Source organism: Providencia sp. PROV_01 (assembly GCF_053098325.1).
Genome location: NZ_JBRFKD010000002.1, coordinates 847,836 through 873,325, shown reverse-complemented (window position 1 = coordinate 873,325; position 25,490 = coordinate 847,836). Strand labels below are relative to the sequence as shown.

Below are 25,490 nucleotides of genomic sequence, written 5' to 3'. Positions count from 1 at the left end.
GATTTATTCTCAGCCGATAAAAAACACCTTTATATAGGCAAGGAGGTTATTTTTCAGCGTTATCAATAAAAGCCGCCCATACTACGATTTTCCACCTTGTAATTTTCGCTTCTGTTTAAGTCAAACTAATTCACAAGCTCTTACCTGTATAAGCATTCAACAATAGCCAAGTTAATAAAACTAGGAATAAATTGAATGAACTCCGCTACGTCAACTATAAAGCAAACACTGAGACATAAAATCTCAAATGGCTTTGTCCTCTTTATTGCAATATGGTCTTCGGCCATCATGCCGGTTATGCCAAGTTATGCAAAAATGCTAACACCTGATGACCTACCGACTCTGGGGAGTGACCCAGTACTAACCAATGATGATAAAACAGAGAAGCTTATTGCTGAATATAGCCAAAGCGCCGCGCGTTTTATCTCTGATAAGAAAAAAGCAGCAGATCTTGCAGATATGGCGCAGGACTTCGCTCGCAGTAAGGTCACAAACGCAGCAACAGATGAAATAAATCGTTGGTTATCTAAAACCGGTAATGCCAAATTCAGTGTTGACGTAGATAAAAAATTATCCATTAAAAATACCCAATTAGATTGGTTAGTACCTTGGTATGACAGTACCGATTTATTATTGTTTACCCAACATAATATTCATCGCACTGATGGCAGGCTACAGACCAATAATGGTATTGGGGTTCGTCGCTTTACACCTAAGAGCATGATGGGCGTCAATGCCTTTTTTGATCATGACTTATCTCGCTACCACTCTCGCCTAGGTTTCGGAGCCGAGTACGCACAAGATTTCTTAAAACTAAGCGCCAATACCTATTTACGTGCATCAGAATGGCGTAGTGCTTCTGAATTAAATAATGACTACAATGCCCGCCCTGCTAATGGATGGGATTTACAGGCTGAGGGCTGGTTGCCTTCTTACCCCAATATTGGCGGAAATCTTAAATTTGAGCAGTATTTTGGCGACGATGTTGCTCTATTCGGTAAAGATAAGCGCCAAAAAGACCCGCTCACCACCACAATTGGGGTGAACTGGACCCCGTTCTCACTGGTAACTTTAAGCGCAGAACAAAAAATCAGTGGTGGATTAAGTGAAACTAATGCCAAATTAGAGTTCACTTGGGCACTAGGTAAGAGCCTCGCAGAGCAACTTGACCCTACTAAGGTTGGTGACTCTCGTCGCCTATTAGGTAGCCGCTATGATTTTGTTAATCGTAATAATAACATCATACTGGAATACCAAAAGAAAACGCTGATAACTCTATCACTACCTGCGATTATCCAAGGGAAAACTGGGGATGAGATACCTTTAATCAATGCCCTCAATACCAAATATCCGTTAGACAAACTGACCATTCATGCCCCCGAATTTTTAATGGCGGGAGGAGAAATCATCCTTGATGGCGCTCTGACAAAAATCAAACTCCCTTCCTACAAAGTCGCTATGACTGAGCAGGAAAGGAAAAAAAACAACCTTTACCGATTCACGGTAACGGCATCTGATAGCAAGGGAAGCATTACACCACAAGCCTCAACCTTCGTTGAAGTAACCAACTCAGGGGTACTATCGATTAAGCATAACGAGGTCATTAAAAAAGGAAACTCTCTCGCCAATGGACAAGATGTCAATGTATTAACAGTTACTGCCAGAGATGCTTTAGGCAATATAGCACCGGATTCAACCGTAACCTTTACCTTACCGACTGAACTAAAGCTGGTCACACAAAAAGCCACATCTTCAAGTATGGCTTTCAAGAACCTGTATAAAAAAATGCAGGCCGCTAAATCAACGGATAAACAAAAATATAAAGTTATCACCAATATAAAAGGAGAAGCTTCGGTTCAATTCACCTCTTTGACCACGGGTGAACACCGAGTTCAAGCCGTTGCAAATGGCGGCGTACCAATTGAAACCGCTTTTTTCTTTATTGCCGATACGCAACAAGCACATATTAATCATTTCAATGTTCTTAGTGATAATGCGGTTGCCGATGGAAAATCTAAAAATAAAATTCAATTCCATATCACCGACAATCACTCACACCCAATTCAAGGTGCCATGCTGCAACTTGATGCGATAAATGCCAATGCCACACAATTGAGCCCGACCGATGAACAAGGCAATACTGACGTTGAGGTAACAAGCCAAGTCGCAGGGCCTGTTAAAGTAACAGCAACACTGAATGAACAAAATGTAACGGTAGAAACGCATTTCGTGTTTGGCCAACTAGCCCATGTCACCATTTTAGATCTCTCACAAGCCGAGGCTGGTACAGACAGCAACATCACTATTTCATTAACCGATGTACACGGTAATGCCGTCTCGGGGGCTGATGGTACTGTCACGGTCAATATCGATGGTAAACCTACGCCAATCACTATTAGCGAAACCTTTCCGGGTAGCGGGGTTTATACAGGGAAATTACCAGGACAGCATAGCGGTACACCAAATATCACCGTCACTGTTGATGGGCAAACCTCTCCCCCTGAGACGCTGATTGTTGAGCAACCAAAAACCATTTCACCAAACAATACGGACGGTACAGGCCAAAAAGGGGAAAAAGGCGTTATTGATAATATCGTCACCACCCCAAACAAAACCCATGGTTTACAATCAGGGGATACTCTTGAGGTTACCGTTACCATCACCGATACCTTTGGTAATGGGCTATCAGGCTTAAATACCGATAATATCGATATCGGTAAACATAAAGGCGATACGCTGACATGGACGGACAATGGTGACGGCTCGTACACCACCACCTTGCCATTAACTGAAGTCGGCAACAATGACCTGACCGCCACCATCAATGGTACTACGAGTTCAAAAACTGACGTTCTCGTCAATAATGCCAGCGGAACTGTTCATATTGATAAAGTCAAAATCATCAAAACAGAAAAACCAGCGGCAGGTATAGATAGCACCATTACCCTCGAATTAACCGACAAACATGGCAACCCAGTGGTTGGTGAAACTGAAGTTACTGTCAATATAAATGATCAGCCACACACTTTGCCAGTAACAGAAATCTCTCCGGGTATTTATGAAGCTATTATTGCTGGGCAACTCACGGGCAACCATGATATTTCCGCTATTGTTAACGGGAAAGAATCACCAAATGAGTTGCTAATTGTTGAGCAGCCACAACCTGTTAAACCCCAAAATCCAAACGGTACAGGGCAAAAAGGTGAACAAGGCGTTGTCGATAAAATCGAGATCAAAACAGGTAACACAGTCGGCCTGCAATCTGGCGATAAGCTCGAGATCACCGTCACAGTCACCGATGCCTTTAATAACGGCTTATCAGGCTTGAACACCAATAATATCGATATTGGTAAACATAAAGGCGATACATTGACATGGGTTGACAACGGTGATGGCTCTTACACTACCACCTTGCCACTCCCCGAAGTCGGTAATAATGACCTCACTGTTTCCATCAATGGCACTGCAAGTCCACAAAAACAAATTCAAGTTAGCAATGCCGCAGGGAAAGATAAAGTCAGCAAAGTTGCCATTATCAAAACAGAGCAACCTGCTGCAGGCTCAAACAGCACTCTGACTGTGCAATTAACCGATAGCAACGGCAACCCAGTAGTCGGTGAAACTGAAATTATCGTTAATATTGATAACAACCCACACACTTTACCCGCGAAAGAAGGGAAACCGGGTATCTATGAAATCACGCTGCCAGCACTGCAAGCGGGCAAACATGATATCCATACGAGTGTAAATAATACTGTATCAATCAAAGAAAGCTTACTAGTTGAGCAGCCAAAACCGATTTTCCCGAATAACTCAAACGGCACAGGCCAGCAAGGTGAGAAAGGTGTTATTGATAAGGTGACGATCGCACTTGATCACACTCACCGTTTTGAATCCGATAATCCTCTTGAAATCACGGTAACAGTAACGGATGCCTTTGGTAACGGTTTGGCGGGTTTAAATACCGATAATATCGATATCGGTAAACACAAAGGGAATACCTTAAACTGGGTAGATAATGGCGATGGCTCTTACACCACCACCTTGACCTTAACCGACGTTGGTAGCAATGATTTAACTGCCTCCGTCAATGGTAGCCACAGCCCACACACCGAAGTTCAGGTCAATAATGCCACAGGGGCATCCCATGTTGATAAAGTCAACATCATCAAAACAGAAAAACCGGCAGCAGGCACAAACAGTACCGTCACTATCGCGTTAACCGATAAACATGGCAACCCCGTGGTTGGCGCAACAGAAATTACCCTCAATATTGATGGGCAAACCCATAAACGTCCTGCCAAAGAAGGTAACCCCGGTATTTACGAAGTGACACTACCCGCACTACAAGCAGGAAATCACAACATTAGCGCGAGTGTGAATGGTAAGGGCTCAACTGATACAACTTTAGTGGTTACCCCACCAACGCCAATTAAACCCAATAACACAGGTAAGCCGGGAGAAAAAGGCGTGGTTAATAGTATTACCATGACAACGGGCAATACCAACAACTTACAGTCTGGCGATCAACTTGAGATCACCGTCACCGTCACCGATGCCTTTAATAACGGTTTAACTGGGCTCAATACGAATACAATTACCCTTGGCGGATTTAACGGCAAGCCAGTCTGGAAAGATAACAGCGATGGTTCTTACAGCGCGACCATCACGTTAACTGAAGTTGGCGTGAAAGGTTTAGTTGCGTCAATTGATGGCAATAAAACCCTCGTAAAACCGATTCAAATTAGCAACGCCGCAGGGAAAGATAAGGTCAGCAAAGTTGAAATCATCAAAACAGAAAAACCTGCCGCAGGTTCAAGCAGCATACTGGCAGTTAAATTAACCGATACACATGGCAACCCAGTAGTCGGTGAAACTGAAATTATTGTTAATATTGATAACAAACAGCACACATTGCCTGCGAAAGAAAGGAAACCGGGGATTTATGACGTCACACTGCCAGCCATGCAAACAGGTAACTATCAAATTACTGCCGCGGTGAATAGCCAAGGCTCCGCTAAAGATACTTTAGAAGTGAAAAAACCAGCTTCAGTAAACTCGAATAATACAAGCGGAACAGGTAATAGTGGCGAACGAGGCGTTATCAATAACATTACCATGACGACCAGTGATATCACTCATCTGCAATCGGGTGATAAGCTGAATATCACCGTGACCATAACTGATGCATTTAATAATCTATTAACCGCTATCGACCCTAGTAATATCATCTTGGATGGATATAAAGCAAGTTCGCTAAAATGGTTAGATAATCGTAATGGTACTTACACGACTTCGTTGCTATTAACACAAACAGGTTCTAATCATTTAGCGGCATCGATTAACGGTTATAAATCACAAGTCATCCCCATTACCGTGAGTAATTCGACTGATATCAACAAGGTGGCTAATGTCGAACTTGAACCAATTACGCCAAGTGAAGCGGGTGAAAAACAAACTATCACAGTGAAAGTTACTGATAGCTACCACCACCCTGTCACCGCGATTAACAGTATGATAATGGCAAATATCAATGGCCTGCCGACACCCATTGCTATAACGGAATCACTTACTCAAGAAGGGACTTACACAGGAATATTACTTGCACAAAATACGGGCAAATACACCGTTAATGTGACAACTAATAAAAAAACCGTATCAAAACCTTGGACCGTTAAAACGGCAAGGACGATCAGCGCTAACCAAAAAGATGGCAGTGGTACAGAAAATCAACGTGGTGTGGTTAAAACCGTTGCATTGGACTCGTCATCACCCAATGACCTAAAGTCAGGCCAATCATTACAATTAATCGTGTCAATTAAGGATGCCTTTGGTAACGCCCTTGAAGGGATCAGTAGCGCTAGTATTCAATTAACACATAAACAATCTAAGCAGAGTTCTGTTATTTGGACAGACCTACGGAACGGTGAATACACCGCTCTGTTGCCACTGACAAAAATTGACCAAGACTCGTTAACAGTGAAAGTGAACCAAATAACCACTTCCCCACTTAACATTAATGTTGGGAATGCCACTGCCGCGACACAAATCAAACAAGTTGAAATAAAAAGCATCACTAAACCTGCGGCTGGTGAAACAAGTACCATCACACTGGCACTCACTGATGCCAACAACCAACCTATTACAGGGATAGATAGTAACGCAGTTGTCTCTATCAATGGCGCTGAAGCGTTACTTAAGATCACTGAAACCACCACCAAAGGGATTTATACCGGTATCCTTTCAGGCCAAAAATCAGGAGTTCAGAAAGTCAACGTCACTGTTGGTGGCGTTAAGTCCACAGAATCAACCTTATCCGTGAATGCTCCAATGCCTATTGCAGTTAACCATAGTGGTAAATCAGGTTCTCGCGGTGTCATTGAGCGCGCAACACTGACTGTTTCACCAACCAAAGACTTCAAGTCAGGTGACTCGATTAAACTGACTCTGGTCTTAAAAGATACGTTTGATAACTCGCTCACAGGCGTTGACGGAAGTAACATTACACTCATTCATGGTCAAACAAGTCCTGTGGCTTGGGTGCCTCAACAAGATGGCACTTATACCGCGGATTTAGTGTTAAATAAACTGGGTAAAGACAGCTTAGCGGTCATCGTCAATAACAGGGATAGCAACACAGTTCCTATCAATATCACTAAGCAATCAGACAGTACAGCGATCCACAAGGTTGAGATCCTCACTATTGTCCCTATTGCCGCTGGTGCGGAAAGTACCTTTACGGTTGCATTAACCGATGCGCAAGGCAACTCGGTCGAAGGCGTCCAACACGTGGATGTCACCATTAATAATCAAAAACTGCCAAATATCGCTGTGACGCAACAAACCGATGGCAGTTATATCGGCACTCTACCAGGGCAACAAACGGGGGATCATGACATAGTTATCACCGCCAATAAAATCCCATCCACGCCAAAAATACTCACCGTGGCACAATCGGACACCGTCACCGCAAGCGCAAACGGCGGTGGCACAAACGGCCAGCGCGGTGTGGTCAGCCGTGTGGCACTCAGTGCAACCCAAAACAGCAATTTCACATCGGGTGACAGTTTGCAGCTGACGGTCACATTAAAAGATAGCTTTAACAACCCACTAAAAGGCGTCTGCAGTGCCAGCATTGCGCTACAGCACAACAACAAAAATGCTACCCTGACATGGACTGACCACAATAACGGCAGCTATACCGCCACATTGCCATCAAGCCAATTAGGCAACAATGACTTGAAAGCCACAGTGAACAGCCAAGAGAGCAACATGGTTAGTATTGATGTGGTCAGCCCGAATCAAGCGGCTCAAGTTCACCAACTGACGCTCGAACCGATTGCCCCATCAGCAGCAGGTTCAGAGCAAACCATCACCCTAAAAGCCGTGAATATCTATGGCCATGGTGTGGTCTTACTTAAAGATGAGATAAAACTCACCCTCAACGGAGCACTACTCCCCCTCACATTGACTGAAGATAGCAAAATAAAGGGCACTTATACCGCCAAATTACCCGCACAAAAAACGGGCCGTTATGACGTTAACGTCGCGATTGGTCAAAAAACAGCAACACAACCATGGGAAGTCAAGGCGCCAACAACCATCAATGCCGCTAAGGCTGATGGTTCGGGTACCGAAGGTAAAACGGGCGTGGTGAAAACCGTCGAATTACAGGCGGTTGCAGCTCAAGGTTACAAATCAGGAGAAACCGTTCAACTGACACTGACCTTAACAGATGCGTTTGATAATAGACTCACAGGCATTGAAAGCACCAAAATTGCACTCACTCATGGTCAAACAAGTCCGGTGGCTTGGGTAACCGGCAAAGATGGCACTTATACCGCGGATTTAGTGTTGAAAACACTGGGCAAAGATAGCTTAGTGGCCACCGTTAATAAACTGGAAAGCAAAGCGGTTCCAATCAATGTCACCAAGCAATCAGCCAGCACGGCTATCCATAAAGTCGATATCACTGATATCACCAATGCAACAGCAGGTGCAGAAAGTACCTTTACGGTTGTATTGACCGATGCTCAAGGCAACTTGGTTGAAGGTATTCAAAACGTAGATGTCACCATCGGTAATCAAAAACCAACAAACATCGCGTTGACTCCACAAGTGGATGGCAGCTATACAGGGAAATTACCAGGGCAACAAACGGGGCCTTATGATGTGGTTATCACCGCCAATAAAATCCCATCCACGCCAAAACCACTCACTGTGGAGCAACCTGATACCGTCACCGCAGCATCAAATGGTGGGGGAACAGCAGGAGCACGTGGTGTCGTCAATGATGTCACACTGGCTGTAACACCAGACACTAACATCAAATCAGGCGATAACTTACAACTGACCGTGACCTTAAAGGATAAGTTTAGTAACCCACTTAAAGGCGTTACCAGCATCACTCTGCTACAAAATCAAGGTAGTACAGTGACATGGAGTGATAACAATAACGGCAACTATACCACAACATTACCAGTAAAAGTGTTGGGAAGTGGCACGCTAAAAGCCATCGTTAACCAGAAAGAGAGTTCAACCGTAAACATTACGGTGGAAAATACCAACCAAGTCAATCAAGTAGATAAGGTTATCATTGACCCTATCGCCCCGTCAGAAGCCGGGAAAGCGGGCAATCTTACCGTGAAAATTCAAGATACCCATCAACAAGGTGTGACTCAGATAGCTAATGACATTAAAGTCACTATCAACGATAAATTAGCAGACATTAAGTTCACTGAAACTAGCACCAAAGGCACTTACAACGCGACACTACCGGCAAGTAAAGCAGACAGTTACACCGTTAAAGTCACGGCTAATAAACAGAAAAACCAACAAAGTTGGGTCGTTAAGGCTGCCACAACCATTAAAGCAACTCAAACTGATGGTTCAGGTAAAGCTGAGACGCAAGGCGTGGTGAAAACCGTCGAATTACAGGCGATTACAACTCAAGGTTACAAATCAGGAGAAACCGTTAAACTGACACTGACCTTAACAGATGCGTTTGATAATAAACTCACAGGCGTTGAAAGCACCAAAATTGCACTCACTCATGGTCAAACAAGTCCGGTGGCTTGGGTTGATGGCAACGATGGCACTTATACCGCGGATTTAGTGTTAAATAAACTAGGTAAAGACAGCTTAACGGCCATCGTCAATAAACAGAAAAGCCTCCCTGTTGAGATTACGGTTCATAACAATGAAGGGAAAAGCAAGGTCAATAATGTTGAAATTGTCCATGTTTTACCCGTAGCTGCAGGTTCTGACAGTACGATTGTCTTTTCCCTGACTGACTCAAATGGGCACCCGGTATCCAATATTACCAGCCTGTCCGTTACCGTCGATCAGCAACAACCAATTTCCATGCAAGTTGCTCAAGTCCCTACGGGCAAATACGTTGGGACATTACCCGGACAGCAAAGTGGCTCACACAATATGGTTGCATCTATCCCAACTCAAAATGTCACTTCAATCGAAAAATTATTTGATGTTAGCAAACCAGTGCCAATTGCTGCTGTTGCTAGGGATGGGAGTGGTAAGAAAGGCCAATACAAAGTCGTTAATGAAGTATTGCTGAATGTAGCGCCAACCAGTAAACATAAAGCTGGCGAGAAAGTTACACTCATCGTCACGTTGAAAGATGCCTTTGGTAATGGGCTAAAAGAGGTTTCTAGCAACAGTATTGTGACTGCTCACCAGCAATCAGGACCTGTCATATGGAAAGACCATGCGGATGGCACTTATACCACCGACTTATTATTGCGTAAATTAGGCTCTGATACGTTAAAGGTTACTGTCAATAACACTATCCAATCACAGGTTATTAATGTTGAGGCGCCACAGGGGCAATCTGCTGTTAGCAATGTGGAATTAAAGGCAACGAACAAAACTCTTATGGTGGGAGAGTTAGTTGAACTGCAATTAACATTAACTGATATCCATGGTAATGGTGTTGAAAAAGTACAAGCCAACGATATTCAATTAGAACATAACCATACGCTTGTTCCTAAACTGGCTTGGTTAGAGAAAGGGGCCGGTATTTACACCACCACACTCCCATTACATCAGCAAGGGAAAAACACCTTTGTCAGTCGCGTTAACCACCAAGCAAATGCCCCACTGGTGATTAATGTCAGCGCATTAACTGACCCAACACAAGTGAAAACTGTTGAGCTCAAAGCCAGCACCAATCAACTGACCGTAGGAAGCCAAACGGAACTGACACTTCAATTAACCGACCAATGGGGTAATGGTGTTGAAGGGGTCACGGCGAAAGATATCACCATAAATGATGCGCATATTAAGAAAAACCTCACAGGTTTAAATTGGCTATCAAAAGGGAATGGAACCTATACTGCGTCAACAACGGTCGCAATTGCAGGAATTCACTCCCTAAAAGCAACTGTTAACCTAATACAAAGTAAAAAGGTATTGATTAACGCCCAGCCATCGACTAACCAAAGCCAGATCAATAAGGTTCAGCTAACAACAAACTTGAGCACCATAACGGCAGGCGATAACGTTACGTTATCTTTAAAAGTCACTGATAGAGATAACAACCCAGTTATTCACCTCAATAATAATACGATCACACTCACTGACAGTAATAATAAAATATCCGCTGTCTGGGATGAAGATAACCATGGCTTAGGTATCTATACCACCACCATCATGCTCAGTGACGTTAAAATGCATACTCTCAGTGCGGGTATTGGTAAATTTACAGATACAACCACTGTCACGGTCAATTCACCAACTGGTAAAGATGCTGTAAAAACAATCACTATCTCACCGATATCCGACAGTGACGCAGGACAACCATCATCATTATCCATTAGTTTAACTGACCAATATGGCAACCCAGTTAAAAATATTAGCAGTAGCGATATCAAAATGAAAATTGATGATAAAGAGCAAAATATTATATTTATGGAAAAAAACAACATAGATAGATATATCGCTCAGCTCCCTGCGGCTAAAGCGAGTAACTATAAAATCAGTATCGGCGTCAACGGCAAGTCAAAAACGGTGTATTGGAACGTCAAAGCACCAAAAGAAATTTTGATTAACTCTTATGATAAAGATGGTTTGCGTGGCTCATTAGACACCATGTCTATCACCCACAACGCAAAAAATAATACAGTAAATTCAGGCGATAAAATCACCCTAAAAGTCGGACTAAAAGATAAGTTTGGTAACAAGCTGACTGGGGCATCATCGAAATTGAAGTTATTAACTGACTTGCAATCGACCTCCATATGGAAAGAACTTAAAGATGGTTTTTACTCTCAAGAACTCACTATGAACAAGTTACACTCGCAGCCTATTCAAGTTGCCGTAGATAACATGCTCAGCGATAAACTTGAGCTAACCGTTGCCCCAGCCAAAGGTGTAAATAACGTCCATAAAACCACTCTTGAAACCGATGTAGGTACTCTTGAAGCTGGGAAAGAGGTGACCTTAATATTAGCGCTAACAGACAGTGTTGATAATGGTGTTATTGGTATCAATGCAAGTGATATTCAGCTCACCAAAAATGATAATCCAGTTAACGTAAAATGGGATAGCCTACAAGATGGCGTCTATACCACTAAACAACAGTTAAAAACTGTCGATAATTACCAGTTTAAAGCCACTGTCAATAAGCAACCAAGCCGCATTCAAACCGTAGAAGCAACTGACCCAAGTGGCAAAGATGTGGTGAAAACCGCAGCACTTTCCACCAACACCAACACGCTTGATGCCGGTAAAAAAGTTGACTTAACGTTAAAACTACAAGACCAATATGGCAATTTGGTGACTGACGTCACAGGGGCTGATATTGTGTTAACCGATAATAATAGCGCAGAAATTATTGATAGCCGCAGTATTGCTTGGAATAAGGTATCGACAGGCGTGTATAAAGCCACCTTACCATTAACCAAAGTCGGTAAACACACCTTAACCGCGACGGTGAATAAACAAGATGCCAATACTAAGGAAGTCACGGTGAAAGCCTTGAAAGGGGCTAGCAATGTTAATGAGATTAAATCAACTCCTGCAGTAACTTCAATGAGTGCAGGTGAGAGCACTAAATTAACCCTCACCATGCTTGATAAATATGGCAATGAAGTGGCAGATGTTGCCCCGAAAGACATGAAGCTCGAAAATAGCGATAATACTATTATCACGAAAGCATCGTGGGTGAAAACATCATCACATGATGGCGTTTATACCGCTAACATCACCTTAGAGAAAGTTAAACAACACACTTTATCGGTTGAGGTAAATGGTCAGATAAAAAAAATCAACATTGATGTGAAACCACTGAAAGGCGCTAAAAATATCGCGAAAGTTGAATTAACTACGCCAGCAACGGCCAAATTAGGTGTGGATACTCCACTGACATTACAACTCAAAGATAGGTTCGGTAATGGTGTTATTAATGTTGCTAATCAAGATATTCAATTAACACATAATGGCAAAGAAAAAAGTATCACTTGGACCGAAGACTCTAATGGGCAATACACCACAAATTGGCAATCGACGAAAGTCGGTAAACATCAATTAGATGTGGTAGTTAATACTAACCGTTTGATAAAACCTATCGAGATCGAATTTATGGCTCCGCAAGGCGCAAACAGTGTTGAAGTTATTCACATAAACACTTTAGACACCGCAGAAACTGGAGATACCGTTAAAGTGACACTCCAATTACGAGATAAAAATGGTAACGGTGTTATTGATATCAGTCCAAGTGACATTACTTTATCGAGTAATAAGCAACCTTTATCTTCATTAGTATGGAGTGATGATAAACTTGGAAACTATTCAACCAATGTTAAGTTTGACACTGAAGGAAAGCATACATTAACGGTTATTATCAATAATCCAGCCAAAATAACAGGAAAAAAAGAGATTAATATCCAAACAGACGCCCCTATTTTTGACAGCGGGAAAAGTGAACTCTCTGTTGATACCGATTCAGTTGAAGGTAATGGCAAAGACAAGGCGATAATAACCTTAAAGCTTATCAATAAAAATGGAGTACTTATCTCAGGTAAAAAACCAAAGATCACTTCAAGTAGTGGAGTCCTAAGTAACGCTGTTATGAAAGAAACCGCAGCATCAGGTGTGTATACTGCATCTATCTCGAACTTAAAAGCAGAGAAAGTAATGGTAACCCTTGACTCTAATTCAATTGGTCATGTGGGTACCGAACAGGAAATTGATATCTATTTCTATTCTTTCCAACATATTGACTACCCTGCCACCGCAATGATTTACAAACAGTATTTTCATTTCTATTCAATAACAAAGGATTATACTGATTATACATGGGAGAATAGCCATCCCGGTGTGATAGGCTTTGGTACCAAGTTGGTCCCTTATATAAAGAATAAACCAAGTCGTCAAAAAAATGTCATCAAATTAACCGCTAGGCCGAATAAAAACAGCCATAAACTTGAAGCTATACGCGCAACGATAACAATAAATACATATTTCTACCCTACGGACACGAAAGAGCGTCATATGGATGATTCTGGATGCAGCATTAATGGAGGCCGTCCGGCCTATAACTCAGAAATAGCAATGTTATTTCAAAACCCTCAGAAAAAAATAGATACTTATCATAATGTTCTAGGATTGTACTGGACAGGAAATGATTCTGCGAGTCTTACTGCCGACAAGGTTATTTCCATGCAGGCCTCATGGTATGACCATAGTCTAAAAACACTTTGTATTATCGAATATTAACCCCCTCATCCCCGCTTCGGCGGGGATTTTTCTTTCTACGATTTAGCAATATAGCGTCCCTCAATACCCCGCCTTCACCCCATCCCAATCCAATTCAAATTTGGCGAGATATTTTCGCAGCCTGTCCGCATCATTGGGCTGTTTTTTGTGTTGCCGTGATACTGCAAACAGCTCACGCCCCGCCTCGGAAAGGGAAGATGAACGGCGGCAAACTTCCAGTACTGTTGCCAGTTGCTGCTTATCGAATAAATCAATCTCACCAATTTGCTTTGGTAATGAATGGCTCAACTTTGGCTGCCATTGAGACTGCAAACGGCTAATTTCCTCCTCGGCAACCACTTTAGTAATGCGCCCGCGCTCGGCAAAGGTCGCCATTCGGCTAATGGAGGCACCCAATTCACGGAAATTGCCGCGCCACTGGGCTTGAGGGGAACAGGCAAACTTCACATACAGGCTGCGAGCCTCACTATCAAAGCGAATTTGGTTTTGTTGGTCATGGCTAAACTTCGCCAGCTCATAATCGATGTTGGGTTCAATATCTTCACGACGGTCACGCAAGCCCGGTAGGGCAAAGGTCCACATATTGATACGGGCGTATAAGTCTTCACGAAACTTACCCGATTCCACTTGCTTTGCAAGATTGCGGTGGGTTCCCGCTATCAGCTGGAAATCACTGTGGATTTCATTGTCGGAGCCAAAAGGAAAAAAACGTTTTTCTTCAATGGCTTTGAGTAACATAGCTTGTTCATCAAGGCCAAGTTCTGCAATTTCATCTAAAAATAAAATGCCGCCATCGGCTTCTTTTAACAAACCGCCTCGTGCATTTAGTGCCCCAGTAAACGCCCCTTTGACATGGCCAAATAGCGTCGACATGGCATTATCACCGCGCAAAGTGGCGCAGTTCACTTCCACAAAACGCCCCTTGACTTGGTGGCGGCTTTCCCGCAATTGGTAAATGCGTCGCGCCAAAAACGACTTCCCAGCCCCCGTTGGGCCATTGAGTAAAATCGGCGCTTTTGAGCGCAAAGCCACCCGCTCGATTTGCTCAATCATGGTGTTAAACGCAGCATTACGCGTGGCAATCCCGGATTTTAAGAAGGATACCTGCTGTTGCTGCTCTGTTTGGAAGCGACTGGTGATGTGGGTATAACGGCTTAAATCAAGGTCAATCACCGTATGAATGCCGATTGGGTCTTTTTCTCTCCCCTTTTGGCTGGGAGAGGTTTGGATTAATTTGGCAGGTAAATAATGAGCTTCGGTTAATAAAAACCAACAGATTTGTACCACATGGGTGCCCGTCGTGATATGCACCAGATACTCTTCGTCGTCAGTATCAAATTGATAACTTGAAGAAAAATCCAATAACGAGGTATACACCTCTTCGAAATCCCACGGGTCGGCAATATCCACCTCATGCAGCACCACTTCGGTATTGGGAGAGGCTTGCTCAATATCCTCCTTCACCCGATGCGCCATGCCATAGTCATTGACCTGATGTAGCAGTTCAAAGCGACCGATATCCAAATCAGGTTGTTGGCACAAGCCTACCGTTGGGCGCCATTTTGTCCAGCGATTGGCTTTTTTACCTCGCCTATCGAGTACCGTGCCCAGTACGCCAATAACAACTTTGCGTTTTTTATTCATAATGAGTTTATATAAATTTATAAAAGACGAGATAAAAATATAATAAATAGCCTAATTCATTTCATCATTCAATGTTAGTAAAATTTCATTAAAATATTTATTTATTATTTTTCAATGACATAAAAATATTTATTATATTTTCATCAAAGTTGGCACGCTTCTGGCAATTATCTATTTATCCACTGCCGAAAATTGTCTGAACTTCGCGTTCAACCGGTGCAGACATGGTGGCGTTAGTCACTACATGGTCTGTATGCCGCCGTCAGTAAGATACCTTGGTAATAGCCTAGCTATCAGGTTCGACTCCTGAAAAAAATACAAATCCAACTGTATAAAACTAAGTTGAAGTTAAGCTTAAAACCACCACTCGAGAACCTTGCCGAGTGATGAGCAGAAATTTAGACAGCCGTACTGGGCACTCTACTTTTCCCCTCACCACTTCACTTTTTTCTTCAGTGGTGGATAAACCATAAAAAAGGAAAAATAATGAAAAAAATCAATATCGCTCAAGGACAAATCGCATTGACCGCTAAAAATGGGAATTTTAAACAATTACTAACAGCGGGTGAGCACCATTTAAACGACTGGTTCAATCGATTGACAGTGTCATTGTTCACCCTCGACAATGAGGCCATTGATGAAAAATTGGCCGACCACTTACGCCAATTTCACTCTGATTGGGTTGATGAGCACTGTATTGACATCATTTTAGCTGATGATGAGATTGGTTTTATTTACTTGCACAATAGCTTGGCAGAAATCTTGCCACCAGCAACCCGTCGGTTGTATTGGAAAAATGGCAATAGCTTAAAAGTGGAACTGCAATCACTAGAAAATAGTGTTATTGACTCCGCCTTAGTTGCCCGATTAATGGGTAAAAAACGCATTAAAGGCAATGAGTTGGCCTTGATTAGCCAAGTACCTGCATGGCATGTCGGTATGCTAAAAATTGATGGTGAGATACAAGATTTATTACAACCGGGAACTTACGGCTATTGGAAAATTAACCATAAACATGAGGTTGAAATCATTGATACGCGTTTGCAATCACTTGAAGTCAGCGGGCAAGAAATTTTAACCAAAGATAAAGTCACATTACGCATCAATCTGTGTGCTAATTGGCGCTATCAGGATGTTTTGCTGACATTTTCAAAATTGAGTCAGCCTGTAGAACATTTATATCGTGAATTACAATTCTCAATAAGAGAAATCGTGGGGACTCGAACCTTAGATGAACTGTTAGAAAACAAGCAACTAATTGATGAGCTGATGTTGGCTCAAGTGGCGCAATGCGTCACTGAGTTTGGCCTAGAAATCGATAGCATTGGTGTTAAAGATATTATTTTACCGGGAGATATGCGCACGATTTTATCCCAAGTAGTCGAAGCCGAGAAATCGGCACAAGCAAACGTGATCCGCCGACGTGAAGAAACCGCGGCGACTCGCTCACTGCTAAACACCGCTAAAGTGATGGAAAACAACCCCATTGCCTTGCGTTTGAAAGAGCTCGAAACCTTAGAAAATATTGCGCATCGCATCGACCAAATTTCTGTTTACGGTGGATTAGACCAAGTATTAAACGGATTAGTAAAAATTAAGGAATAAATAATGATAAATAATAAATTCAACGAATTAACTCAAGAAAATGGCGTACCGGTAAAAATGTGGACCAATGGGGTTCCTGTTGACCCGAAAGCAGTTACACAACTACAAAATACCGCCAAAATGCCGTTTATTTTCAAGCACCTTGCTGTGATGCCTGATGTACACGTGGGGAAAGGTTCAACCATTGGAAGCGTGATTCCAACTAAAGGGGCCATTATTCCTGCGGCGGTTGGAGTGGATATTGGTTGTGGAATGATTGCCGTAAAAACGTCCTTAACGGCATCGGATTTGCCGGATAGCCTGCAAAATATCCGTTTTGCCATTGAAGCGGCAGTGCCACACGGTCGAACCACCCATCGACATGGGCGTGATAAAGGGGCTTGGCATCGTACACCGGATATTGTCGATAGCCACTGGGCACATTTAGATGCAGAGTTTAAGCGTATCTGCGATAAGTACCCAAAACTGCGCCAAACTAACCATTATAACCATTTAGGGACGTTGGGAACGGGAAACCACTTTATTGAGCTGTGTTTAGACGAACAAGACCGTGTATGGGTGATGCTACATAGCGGGTCACGCGGAGTGGGAAATGCGATTGGTAACTTGTTTATCACACTCGCGCAAAAAGATATGCAACAGCATATTGCTAATTTACCTGATAGAGACCTCGCGTATTTCGAAGAAGGAAGCGTACATTTTAATGACTATATGGAAGCAGTGGGTTGGGCGCAAGACTTTGCCCGCCATAACCGTGAAGTGATGATGCACCGCGTGTTAGAAGCACTATCGCGTGAAATTCCAAAACCGTTTATTACAGAGCAAGAAGCTGTAAATTGCCATCATAACTATGTGCAAAAAGAGCAGCACTTTGGTGAAGACGTTTTAGTGACACGAAAAGGTGCGGTATCCGCTCGAAAAGGCCAAATGGGGATCATTCCAGGGTCTATGGGGGCGAAAAGCTTTATCGTGCGCGGGTTAGGAGACGAAGAAAGTTTCTGTTCCTGTAGCCACGGTGCAGGCCGTGTAATGAGCCGAACTGAAGCCAAAAAGCGTTTCTCAGTTAGCGACCAAAAAATGGCGACTGCCCATGTTGAGTGCCGAAAAGACAGTGATGTGATTGACGAAATACCGATGGCCTACAAAGACATCGACGCGGTAATGGCAGCACAATCATCACTGGTAGAAATTGTTCATACCCTACGCCAAATGGTATGTGTTAAGGGTTAACGATAAAACGTTACAGGAGAAAAAGCATGGAAACTGACCATGAAAGTGTATCCGTACTAATGAGAGAACGGATAGAGAAAACACTCAAAGAAATAGAAGAAACTCATCACGTTAAAATACTGTTTGCATGTGAATCCGTGTTAGAAAATCATTAACAGGTATTTTTCAAAAAAATAGACCATCAGAAATTTTTTGATGGTCTTTTTTCAAAGGCAATGTCAAACACAAAAGAAAAACGGGTTTATCGCCAGTTCGGGTTTTTAATAATGGAATATTTACCCGCACCTAAAAATGCCAATGCAATACCACTCAAGAAGAAATACACTAGGCTTTCGATGGCCCATGCACCGGTTTTATCCAATACAAATGTTTTATCTAGCCCAATCATTAACCATGCAACCACCATGGTGAAAGCCACTAATAAAGCTGATGGACGAGTTAAAATCCCTAAAATAATGAAAATAGGCGCAACCACTTCACCTAGAATTGTTCCATAAGCAATAAATTCAGGTAAACCATAAGAAGCCAGCAGCGCTTTAATACCACTCGCACCAGTCATTAATTTGCTCATACCATGAAACAACATGAGCCCACCAACAGAAAGACGCAATAACAACCTGCCAGCATCTTCATGGGACAACAAACGATTTAATAAATTGACCACTTTATACCCCCTATGGATATCCAAAACATCATTAAGTAGTATGGCTTAAAAATGCATTATGGCTTAGAAAGATAAAGTAAGAATCATTTTAATTTGCATTTCTTATAACTAAATCAATTTTCATTTAATTAAAATTTGTTAACCTTTCACCTATTCAAATATTACGTTTAATTAACCATTTAAAAATCAAAAATATTGAATAATATTACAAGCACGACCTGACAGTCACCAGAGCTAATTCAGTTAATGCATTATAGAATGGGCTATAGCTTGTTCGATTTAATTGCTGAGAAAATTGTGGTAGCCAACTTCCCAAATGGTCATTCAACAATTCTTTTAATGCGGCTTCCCTGACTTGTGAAGCCAAAACTGCCGCTTGAAATAACATTAAACCAACATGGTCAGAGGGCTCTGGATAACGAGTCTGTATTTTTAAACGCTCCCGTTTTAAAAACTCACTCAATGCCACCGTGGAAGAACCTTGCAAAACACCCTCTGGGTCAAGATATACCGAGCCCCATGGCGGGGCGGGTAATGCTTCAGGTCCAATAAACAAATCCGTCCACTGAGTATGCAGTGCCGCAATCTCAATATTTAGCGATGCCGAGATCCGTTCGCTAAGCGAAGTACTGATTTTACAAGGCCACTGAGATGCGAAGTCATTTAACTTGAAAAAGCTTATTGCATAATGACTTGCATCGTCATTCGGTGAAAATAAATAGCACGTGCCTAAAATATTAAACGCGGCTGCATAGTGTGAAAAATGGATCATAAAAAAGATAATTTCCTAAGCAATACGCTGTTATCTATATGTGGATCGTGTAAAAACAGTAACGCAGCATAAACTCAGCAACCATCGCCGCTGTACAACCAACCACTAAATATCCTTTACTGCTCGAAGTCATAACCCCATTCGCCGTTTGTCGTATATGACGAAACAACCCATATCCCAATACCATCACCGCCAATATTCCAACTACCCAACTCGTGATACGCAGTGACCAAATCCCTTGGTAAGCATGGATAGAGTCGATAGGAAATGTAATGGATTCATTATTATAGCTAGTGTGAACCAAGTAACTTTCATAGGTAGGCTGATAAGCTAAACGAACCAGTAAGCTAACCCCAATCACCGCCCATAACATCCATAACCCACGAGTTGATATCTGAGTCTCTACGGCTCCGATGTTAAAACGCAATAACAAATTGATTAATAAATAATACCCAGCAGCTCCCGCAGTAAACATGGTGCCGTAGAACATCAAATACGTATTATCATTCATCCACGTTAACATTGATGTATAACGATAGATTGAAGCCATGGCATACACATCGCATAGCCCTGCAATAATGGCCAAGCCAAGTAGCAAATATGACAATTCCTTTTTGAGCCATAACCATAGGAAAGTCAGCCCGAGAAAAGCAAAATAGGTAGCGGTGAATACCACTTCACGGCTTAACCACGATGAAAAAATATTCAGCAGTGAGTTAGGCGCATTTAAAGGAACCCCTAAGTGGGTGATTGAGGACAATAAACCGATACCCGCAAATACGCAGGCGACAAATACATACCACAGCAAAAACTGTGCGTGCGTTTTGCCCGTTAAATTCGCCGATAATTTGTTTGCAAAAAGCGCTAACATCACACTCAACCCAATGGATGTTTGCATTAAAAATGTGAATAATAACAGTGGCCATTCATTCATTTGGCTTCTCCTTGTGAGTCTTGTGTACGACCCGCCCCAAGATGTGGATGGATCACTAAATTTGGGTGGGTAATCGATGAGTCTGGTAATCCTCGGACATCCGCTAGCTCCCCATAACGTTGTCGTAATTCATCAATTGGGCCAAATTGAATGGCTCCTAGTGGGCAAGTGGCGACGCAGACGGGCTGCTCCCCTTTTAGTTGTAAATCAATACAAAAATCACATTTCGACATTTGCTTGGTTTCAGGGTTCATTTGCGGTGCACCATACGGGCAAGACCACGCACAGGTTCCACAGCCCACACACTTATCTGTATTGACCATCACAATGCCATCCCCTTCACGCTTGTGCATGGCTGTCGTCGGGCAATTTTTCACGCACATTGGGTCGGCACAGTGGTTGCATGAAATGGACAACGTATAGGCAAAGACGTTATTCATCAGCCCCCCTGTGCCATTTTCAATAAACTCACCACCAGCAACTTCATATACACGACGATATTTGCGACCCACGTCGAGGTTATTTTTATCTTTGCACGCCACTTGGCAGGCTTTACAACCGGAACAACGGGCAGAGTCAATATAAAAGCCAAGCTGTTTGTCACTAATCGCGGGATAAACCTGAAATTTACTCATGCTTTGCTTACCTCCACCAATAAGGTTTGATGGGCATTTCCATGTGCCATTGCTGTACTGCGGGAAGATGTTAAAACGTTCGCACAACCGCCTTGGTCAATGCCATTTTCATCAGGTTGCCACCACGCTCCTGCCTGTAAAGCAACAACACCAGGCATAATGCGCTGGGTGATTTTGACCGGTACCATGGTGATACCGCGGTCATTATTCACTTTGACCCGCTCCCCATCCGTGATATTTCGTCTTTTGGCATCGATAGGATTGATCCATAACTCTTGGCGCTGTACTTCTTGTAACCACGGGTTAGCAAATTGCGTTGAATTGGCACGATTACGACCTTTCCAAGTGATTAATTGCAATGGATAGCGGGAAGCTAGTTCATCTTCCGGCCCCTCAATGGCAGGCACATAATGAGATAAAGCAGGGATGTCCACGTCATTACGCTCATAAAGGCGCTGAGAAAAAATTTCAATTTTTCCGGATGGTGTTTCAAACGGGTTATTCTCGATATCGTTAATATTTTTTTCGAAGGCGACATGGCCCACATGCGGTTTGTGTTTTAACAAATGGCGGCGCTTAACCAGCAGCTCATCAAAAGTTGGAATGCCATCTTCTGGGCGTTTTTGATGAGCGTCATTGACTAAATACTCAATCCACTGTTTTTCTGTACGGCCTTCACTGAATTTTTCGCCAACACCGAGTTTTTCAGCCACGTCGCGTAACCATTCATAGTCACTACGGCGCTCAAATTCAGGCTCGACGACTTTTTCAGATAAAATAATATAATTACCCGTTCCCCATGTGCCACCCACATTCCAACGCTCTAAGAAACTGGTTTCAGGCAGTAAAATATCGGCATACTTGGCACTGGGAGTCATATATAAGTCACTGTAAACAATAAACTCAACTTTACTTTCATCTTCCAGAACTTTAGCGGCATGCAAAATATCGGGGTTCTGGTTGGTCATATAGTTACCTGCTAACGAAAAAATCATTTTGATTTCCGTATCGAGTTTTTCTGCGTTTTTTAAACCGTTATTGGGCGTTACCAAATCTTTATTTTCACAGGCCTGCACCCAATTGGTGATATTAATTTTCGCTTTCACAGGGTTGTCAAATAAGCTAGGACCCGCGAGAGTTTTACGGAGATCCGGCGTGACTGCCATGCCATAACCTGCTGCCCATCCCCCTTTTACGCCCACATTACCTGTGATTGTTGCCAACAAGGTCGCGCCTCGGGCGGAACGTTCACCACAGATATGACGCTGAGGCCCCCAGCCTTGCATTAATACCGCTGGTTTGGTGTTGGCATATTCACGTGCCAATTGACGTATGGTATCGGCGGGTACTTTGGTAATGGGTTCCGCCCATTCAGGAGTTTTCACTATTCCATCTTTTTTCCCCATCAAATACGCCATCAATGACTCATTTTCGGGTATGCCTTCGGGCATCTGGTGCTCATCAAAACCAACAGTGAATTTATCGATAAAGGTTTGATCATGCAGGCCCTCACTGATGATCACATACATCATGGCATCCATCATCGCATTGTCTGTAGTCGGTAAAATAGGGATCCACTGATCCGCTAATGACGATGCGGTATCTGAATAACGCGGATCGACAACAATGAATTTAGTGCCATTTTTCTTCATTTTTTGAAAATAATGATTCGTATGACCAAAAATGGTTTCGTTAGGATTATGCCCCCACAGAATCACCAATGGCGTATCTTCGAGCGTGTCTAAGGTGCTACCACTGGCTGATGTGCCATAGGTATAAGGTGTGACCGCCATGGTATTGCCGTTACTCACTGAATGGTAATTCTCCAGAAAGCCCCCCGTGATATTAAATAGACGGCGTAGCATATTCGCACCAGAGAAAATGCCTCCAGTCACTCCAGTACTGAGGCTAACAAAGCGCGAGGCAGGGCCATATTGCTCGTTGATACGCTGCATATTGTCAGCAATCAAGGTTGTTGCTTCTTCCCAGCTAATGCGCTCAAAGCGCCCCTCACCACGTTTACCCACTCTTTTCATTGGGTATTTCAAGCGATTTGGGTGATAAACAAATTTCCGATAGCTGCGGCCGCGCACGCAAGCACGCATGATGGGCATTTCTTCATCTAAATCAGCATCTGGACGAGTGCTTATTCGTGTTACTACCCCTTCTTTAACGTGTGCTCGAATATCACATTTGCCACCACAATCAAAACTACTACAGGTGGAGACCACTCTCTCACCTTCATCTTGCAGCGTTGTCGTTGGGATGATATTCGGGTTTTCTGGTGTCGATGCGACCGTGTTTGTGGCAATAAAGGGGACAGCCATGAGCGCAGAGCTGCCTTGAATAAACCGACGACGGGTTAAGGGTTCAATCAGACTCTTGCTATCTGCCCGATCGTGATAATTTTCCATGATAACTCTACCTCTGGCATACATTAGGTTGCCGCGCTAGAGTAATCATTTCCCGGTTTGCCAACTTTCGAAAAGCCGCCAAACACATTGGAATTTCAGCCAACCATATAAAACATGTGGTTATGTCAATAAAAATTGCCTATATTCAGAAGATAGATAATAATTTTTGAATCTCAGCCAAGATAAATTCCTATGCGAAATATTCCTCTAAAAACTGTCGATGCCACTCCACGTGATGTGTTAGCTATCGGTACTGATTACCTACCAAACGTGTTACTCGATTCTCACGTCCACCGCCGTGCCCAGTTTTTATATGGCGCAACAGGATTGATTGAAGTCAGTACTGCAGATGGTGAATGGGTCATCCCCCCTGATAGCGGGGTTTGGATCCCCTGTAATACCCCTCATGAAACCCGCATGTTGAATGTCAGTACACGTAGTTTATACATTGAGCCCAAAGCCGCTCCACGTAGAGGAAATAAGTGCGAAGTGCTCAGAGTTTCACCTTTACTACGTCAGTTACTGCTCGAAGCCGTTGATACCCCGATTGAATATGATTTAAATGGCCGTGATGGGGTAATGTACCAATTGATTTTGCATGAAATTGCACAAGCAGAACCCCTGCCTTTCTACGCGCCCATCCCACGAGATGAACATTTAGCCCAGTTGTGCAGGGAATTTCTAAAAGCCCCACAAATCACCTCATTACCACAAGAATGGGCCGCTAAATTACATAAAAGTGAGCGTTCATTTAGCCGTTTTTTTGGCGCTCAAACGGGGCTATCTTTCTCAGACTGGCGGCAGCAAGCTTGCTTATTAAGTGCGATTACCCACATTTCTGCGGGTAAATCCATTACCGAGGTTGCATTTGATTTAGGCTACAGCAGTGTTGGGTCTTTTTCGACTATGTTTAAAAAATGGTTAGGGCAAAGTCCATCCAGTTTTATTCAGAAAATTGGTGGATGATATCTAACCATTCAAAAACCCAATTTAATCAAATGTGGCGATTAACCATGCAGACCCTTGATAGCTTCCTGCGTCTGCATTAGCTCCTTGAATACGACTACGTATCTGAATCGTATGCTCTGACTGAATTCCCACACGAATGTCTGTGCCTGCCGCCCCAGTTTGCTCATCCACAATTTCTAACTGACTGTAAATCGTTTTATTTGAAGCATCTTTCATCGGCAACCGCTTTTGCGGGTCGCTATCGGTGGCATAGTCTAACCGCAATCTTACCTTCGTTAAGGTTGCAAATTTGCATGTATACCTGATGCTTTCACTCACCAAGCTATCATAATGAATACGACTTAATTGGCCATGCCGTAAATTGACCGTGCTAGCCTATCCAGAGCTCGTTTGCGTGGAACACATCGCTTTTACATTTAACTGAGGTAACGAGGCGGTACTAATACTAAATTTACTCTCTTCGCCATTTTCTTCGCGTACCGTCACATCCAATACACCACGGATGCCGCTATCGAGTGTTTGAATGCGAAATGGCTCTGGAGGAACGGCTGTTTCAGAAATAATACATTCTTGACTGCGAACAATCACAATTGCATTAGTGTTTGCCATACCAATAATTTCAGGTGCATACCCCCGCTAATTTAGGCGGTAGCATGCGGTCATCACTTTCTAAAGAAAAACCAGTATATTGCCAAGATTCAAAAATATCCGAATAAAGATAATTTTCTCCCACGGTAAAAATAAATAACCGAGTTGATTTTGATAATTGAGGTGCAATATTCAATTTGGTTAATCGTATAGATTTTTCCTTACTGAAGTGTTAACCAGATAAGAACAAAAAACCCGCCTTATCTGGCGGGTTTAGGATGTCGCATATCCCCACCAC

11 protein-coding genes and 2 pseudogenes are annotated in these 25,490 nt (G+C 42.9%); 5 read left to right on the top strand and 8 right to left on the bottom strand.

The genetic code is table 11. The features are described 5' to 3' along the window. Positions 1-195 precede the first annotated feature (195 nt). On the top strand, positions 196-13,737 hold the full coding sequence (locus ACU696_RS04625; protein ID WP_209102651.1) for an invasin domain 3-containing protein: 13,542 nt from the start codon (positions 196-198) through the stop codon (positions 13,735-13,737). Between the two features lie 60 nt (positions 13,738-13,797). Here the strand turns inward: ACU696_RS04625 and rtcR are convergent, their stop codons facing one another. Then, positions 13,798-15,381 (bottom strand): RNA repair transcriptional activator RtcR, encoded by a 1,584-nt coding sequence (rtcR, locus tag ACU696_RS04620; RefSeq protein WP_117163019.1) that lies wholly within the window; start codon positions 15,379-15,381, stop codon positions 13,798-13,800. Between the two features lie 486 nt (positions 15,382-15,867). Here rtcR and ACU696_RS04615 point away from each other — a divergent pair, with 486 nt between their 5' ends. From ACU696_RS04615 to ACU696_RS04605, 3 genes are read left to right on the top strand one after another with little or no spacing between them, the layout of a single operon-like run. Further along, positions 15,868-16,986 (top strand): slipin family protein, encoded by a 1,119-nt coding sequence (locus ACU696_RS04615; RefSeq protein WP_164528342.1) that lies wholly within the window; start codon positions 15,868-15,870, stop codon positions 16,984-16,986. A 3-nt stretch (positions 16,987-16,989) separates the two neighbouring features. Then, a complete protein-coding gene (locus ACU696_RS04610; RefSeq protein WP_209102649.1) occupies positions 16,990-18,216 on the top strand; it encodes an RtcB family protein in 1,227 nt (408 codons plus the stop codon). A gap of 26 nt (positions 18,217-18,242) precedes the next feature. Next, complete coding sequence (locus ACU696_RS04605; protein WP_226537988.1) at positions 18,243-18,371, top strand: nucleotidyltransferase domain-containing protein; 129 nt, start codon at positions 18,243-18,245, stop codon at positions 18,369-18,371. An 86-nt stretch (positions 18,372-18,457) separates the two neighbouring features. Here ACU696_RS04605 and ACU696_RS04600 read toward each other — a convergent pair whose 3' ends face one another. The 5 genes from ACU696_RS04600 to ACU696_RS04580 all read right to left on the bottom strand — a co-directional run bounded on the left by ACU696_RS04600 (position 18,458) and on the right by ACU696_RS04580 (position 23,635). Then, positions 18,458-18,880 carry a DoxX family protein gene (locus tag ACU696_RS04600; RefSeq protein WP_004915049.1) on the bottom strand — a complete coding sequence of 141 codons (423 nt, stop codon included), beginning with the start codon at positions 18,878-18,880 and terminating at the stop codon, positions 18,458-18,460. A gap of 205 nt (positions 18,881-19,085) precedes the next feature. Continuing rightward, positions 19,086-19,652 (bottom strand): molecular chaperone TorD family protein, encoded by a 567-nt coding sequence (locus ACU696_RS04595; protein WP_004915053.1) that lies wholly within the window; start codon positions 19,650-19,652, stop codon positions 19,086-19,088. 34 nt (positions 19,653-19,686) lie between these two features. Beyond that, entirely contained in the window at positions 19,687-20,586 is a 900-nt protein-coding gene (locus ACU696_RS04590; protein WP_123382763.1) for a dimethyl sulfoxide reductase anchor subunit family protein, read from the bottom strand. Further along, on the bottom strand, positions 20,583-21,221 hold the full coding sequence (locus ACU696_RS04585; RefSeq protein WP_164528339.1) for a DMSO/selenate family reductase complex B subunit: 639 nt from the start codon (positions 21,219-21,221) through the stop codon (positions 20,583-20,585). Before ACU696_RS04585 ends, ACU696_RS04590 begins: the two co-directional genes overlap by 4 nt. Further along, the gene (locus ACU696_RS04580; protein ID WP_196724033.1) at positions 21,218-23,635 is read right to left on the bottom strand and encodes a DMSO/selenate family reductase complex A subunit; all 2,418 of its coding nucleotides are present in this window, start codon (positions 23,633-23,635) and stop codon (positions 21,218-21,220) included. Before ACU696_RS04580 ends, ACU696_RS04585 begins: the two co-directional genes overlap by 4 nt. Positions 23,636-23,827: 192 nt before the next feature. On the opposite strand from ACU696_RS04580, the gene ACU696_RS04575 reads away from it, so the two are divergent. Further along, complete coding sequence (locus ACU696_RS04575) at positions 23,828-24,601, top strand: AraC family transcriptional regulator (RefSeq protein ID WP_004915063.1); 774 nt, start codon at positions 23,828-23,830, stop codon at positions 24,599-24,601. Positions 24,602-24,625: 24 nt separating this feature from the next. On the opposite strand, the pseudogene ACU696_RS04570 reads toward ACU696_RS04575, so the two are convergent. Together ACU696_RS04570 and ACU696_RS04565 are read right to left on the bottom strand one after the other, a co-directional pair. Then, a pseudogene (locus ACU696_RS04570) lies at positions 24,626-24,961 on the bottom strand (adhesin); the annotation flags it as partial. 60 nt (positions 24,962-25,021) lie between these two features. Continuing rightward, a pseudogene (locus ACU696_RS04565) lies at positions 25,022-25,346 on the bottom strand (fimbria/pilus outer membrane usher protein); the annotation flags it as partial. Between the last annotated feature and the right edge of the window lie 144 nt (positions 25,347-25,490).

Bases quoted from the DNA above. Each gene is read 5' to 3' on its own strand.
- ACU696_RS04625 (WP_209102651.1), top strand. From the start codon at position 196: ATGAACTCCGCTACGTCAACTATAAAGCAAACACTGAGACATAAAATC.
- rtcR (WP_117163019.1), bottom strand. From the start codon at position 15,381: ATGAATAAAAAACGCAAAGTTGTTATTGGCGTACTGGGCACGGTACTC.
- ACU696_RS04615 (WP_164528342.1), top strand. From the start codon at position 15,868: ATGAAAAAAATCAATATCGCTCAAGGACAAATCGCATTGACCGCTAAA.
- ACU696_RS04610 (WP_209102649.1), top strand. From the start codon at position 16,990: ATGATAAATAATAAATTCAACGAATTAACTCAAGAAAATGGCGTACCG.
- ACU696_RS04605 (WP_226537988.1), top strand. From the start codon at position 18,243: ATGGAAACTGACCATGAAAGTGTATCCGTACTAATGAGAGAACGGATA.
- ACU696_RS04595 (WP_004915053.1), bottom strand. From the start codon at position 19,652: ATGATCCATTTTTCACACTATGCAGCCGCGTTTAATATTTTAGGCACG.
- ACU696_RS04590 (WP_123382763.1), bottom strand. From the start codon at position 20,586: ATGAATGAATGGCCACTGTTATTATTCACATTTTTAATGCAAACATCC.
- ACU696_RS04585 (WP_164528339.1), bottom strand. From the start codon at position 21,221: ATGAGTAAATTTCAGGTTTATCCCGCGATTAGTGACAAACAGCTTGGC.
- ACU696_RS04580 (WP_196724033.1), bottom strand. From the start codon at position 23,635: ATGGAAAATTATCACGATCGGGCAGATAGCAAGAGTCTGATTGAACCC.
- ACU696_RS04575 (WP_004915063.1), top strand. From the start codon at position 23,828: ATGCGAAATATTCCTCTAAAAACTGTCGATGCCACTCCACGTGATGTG.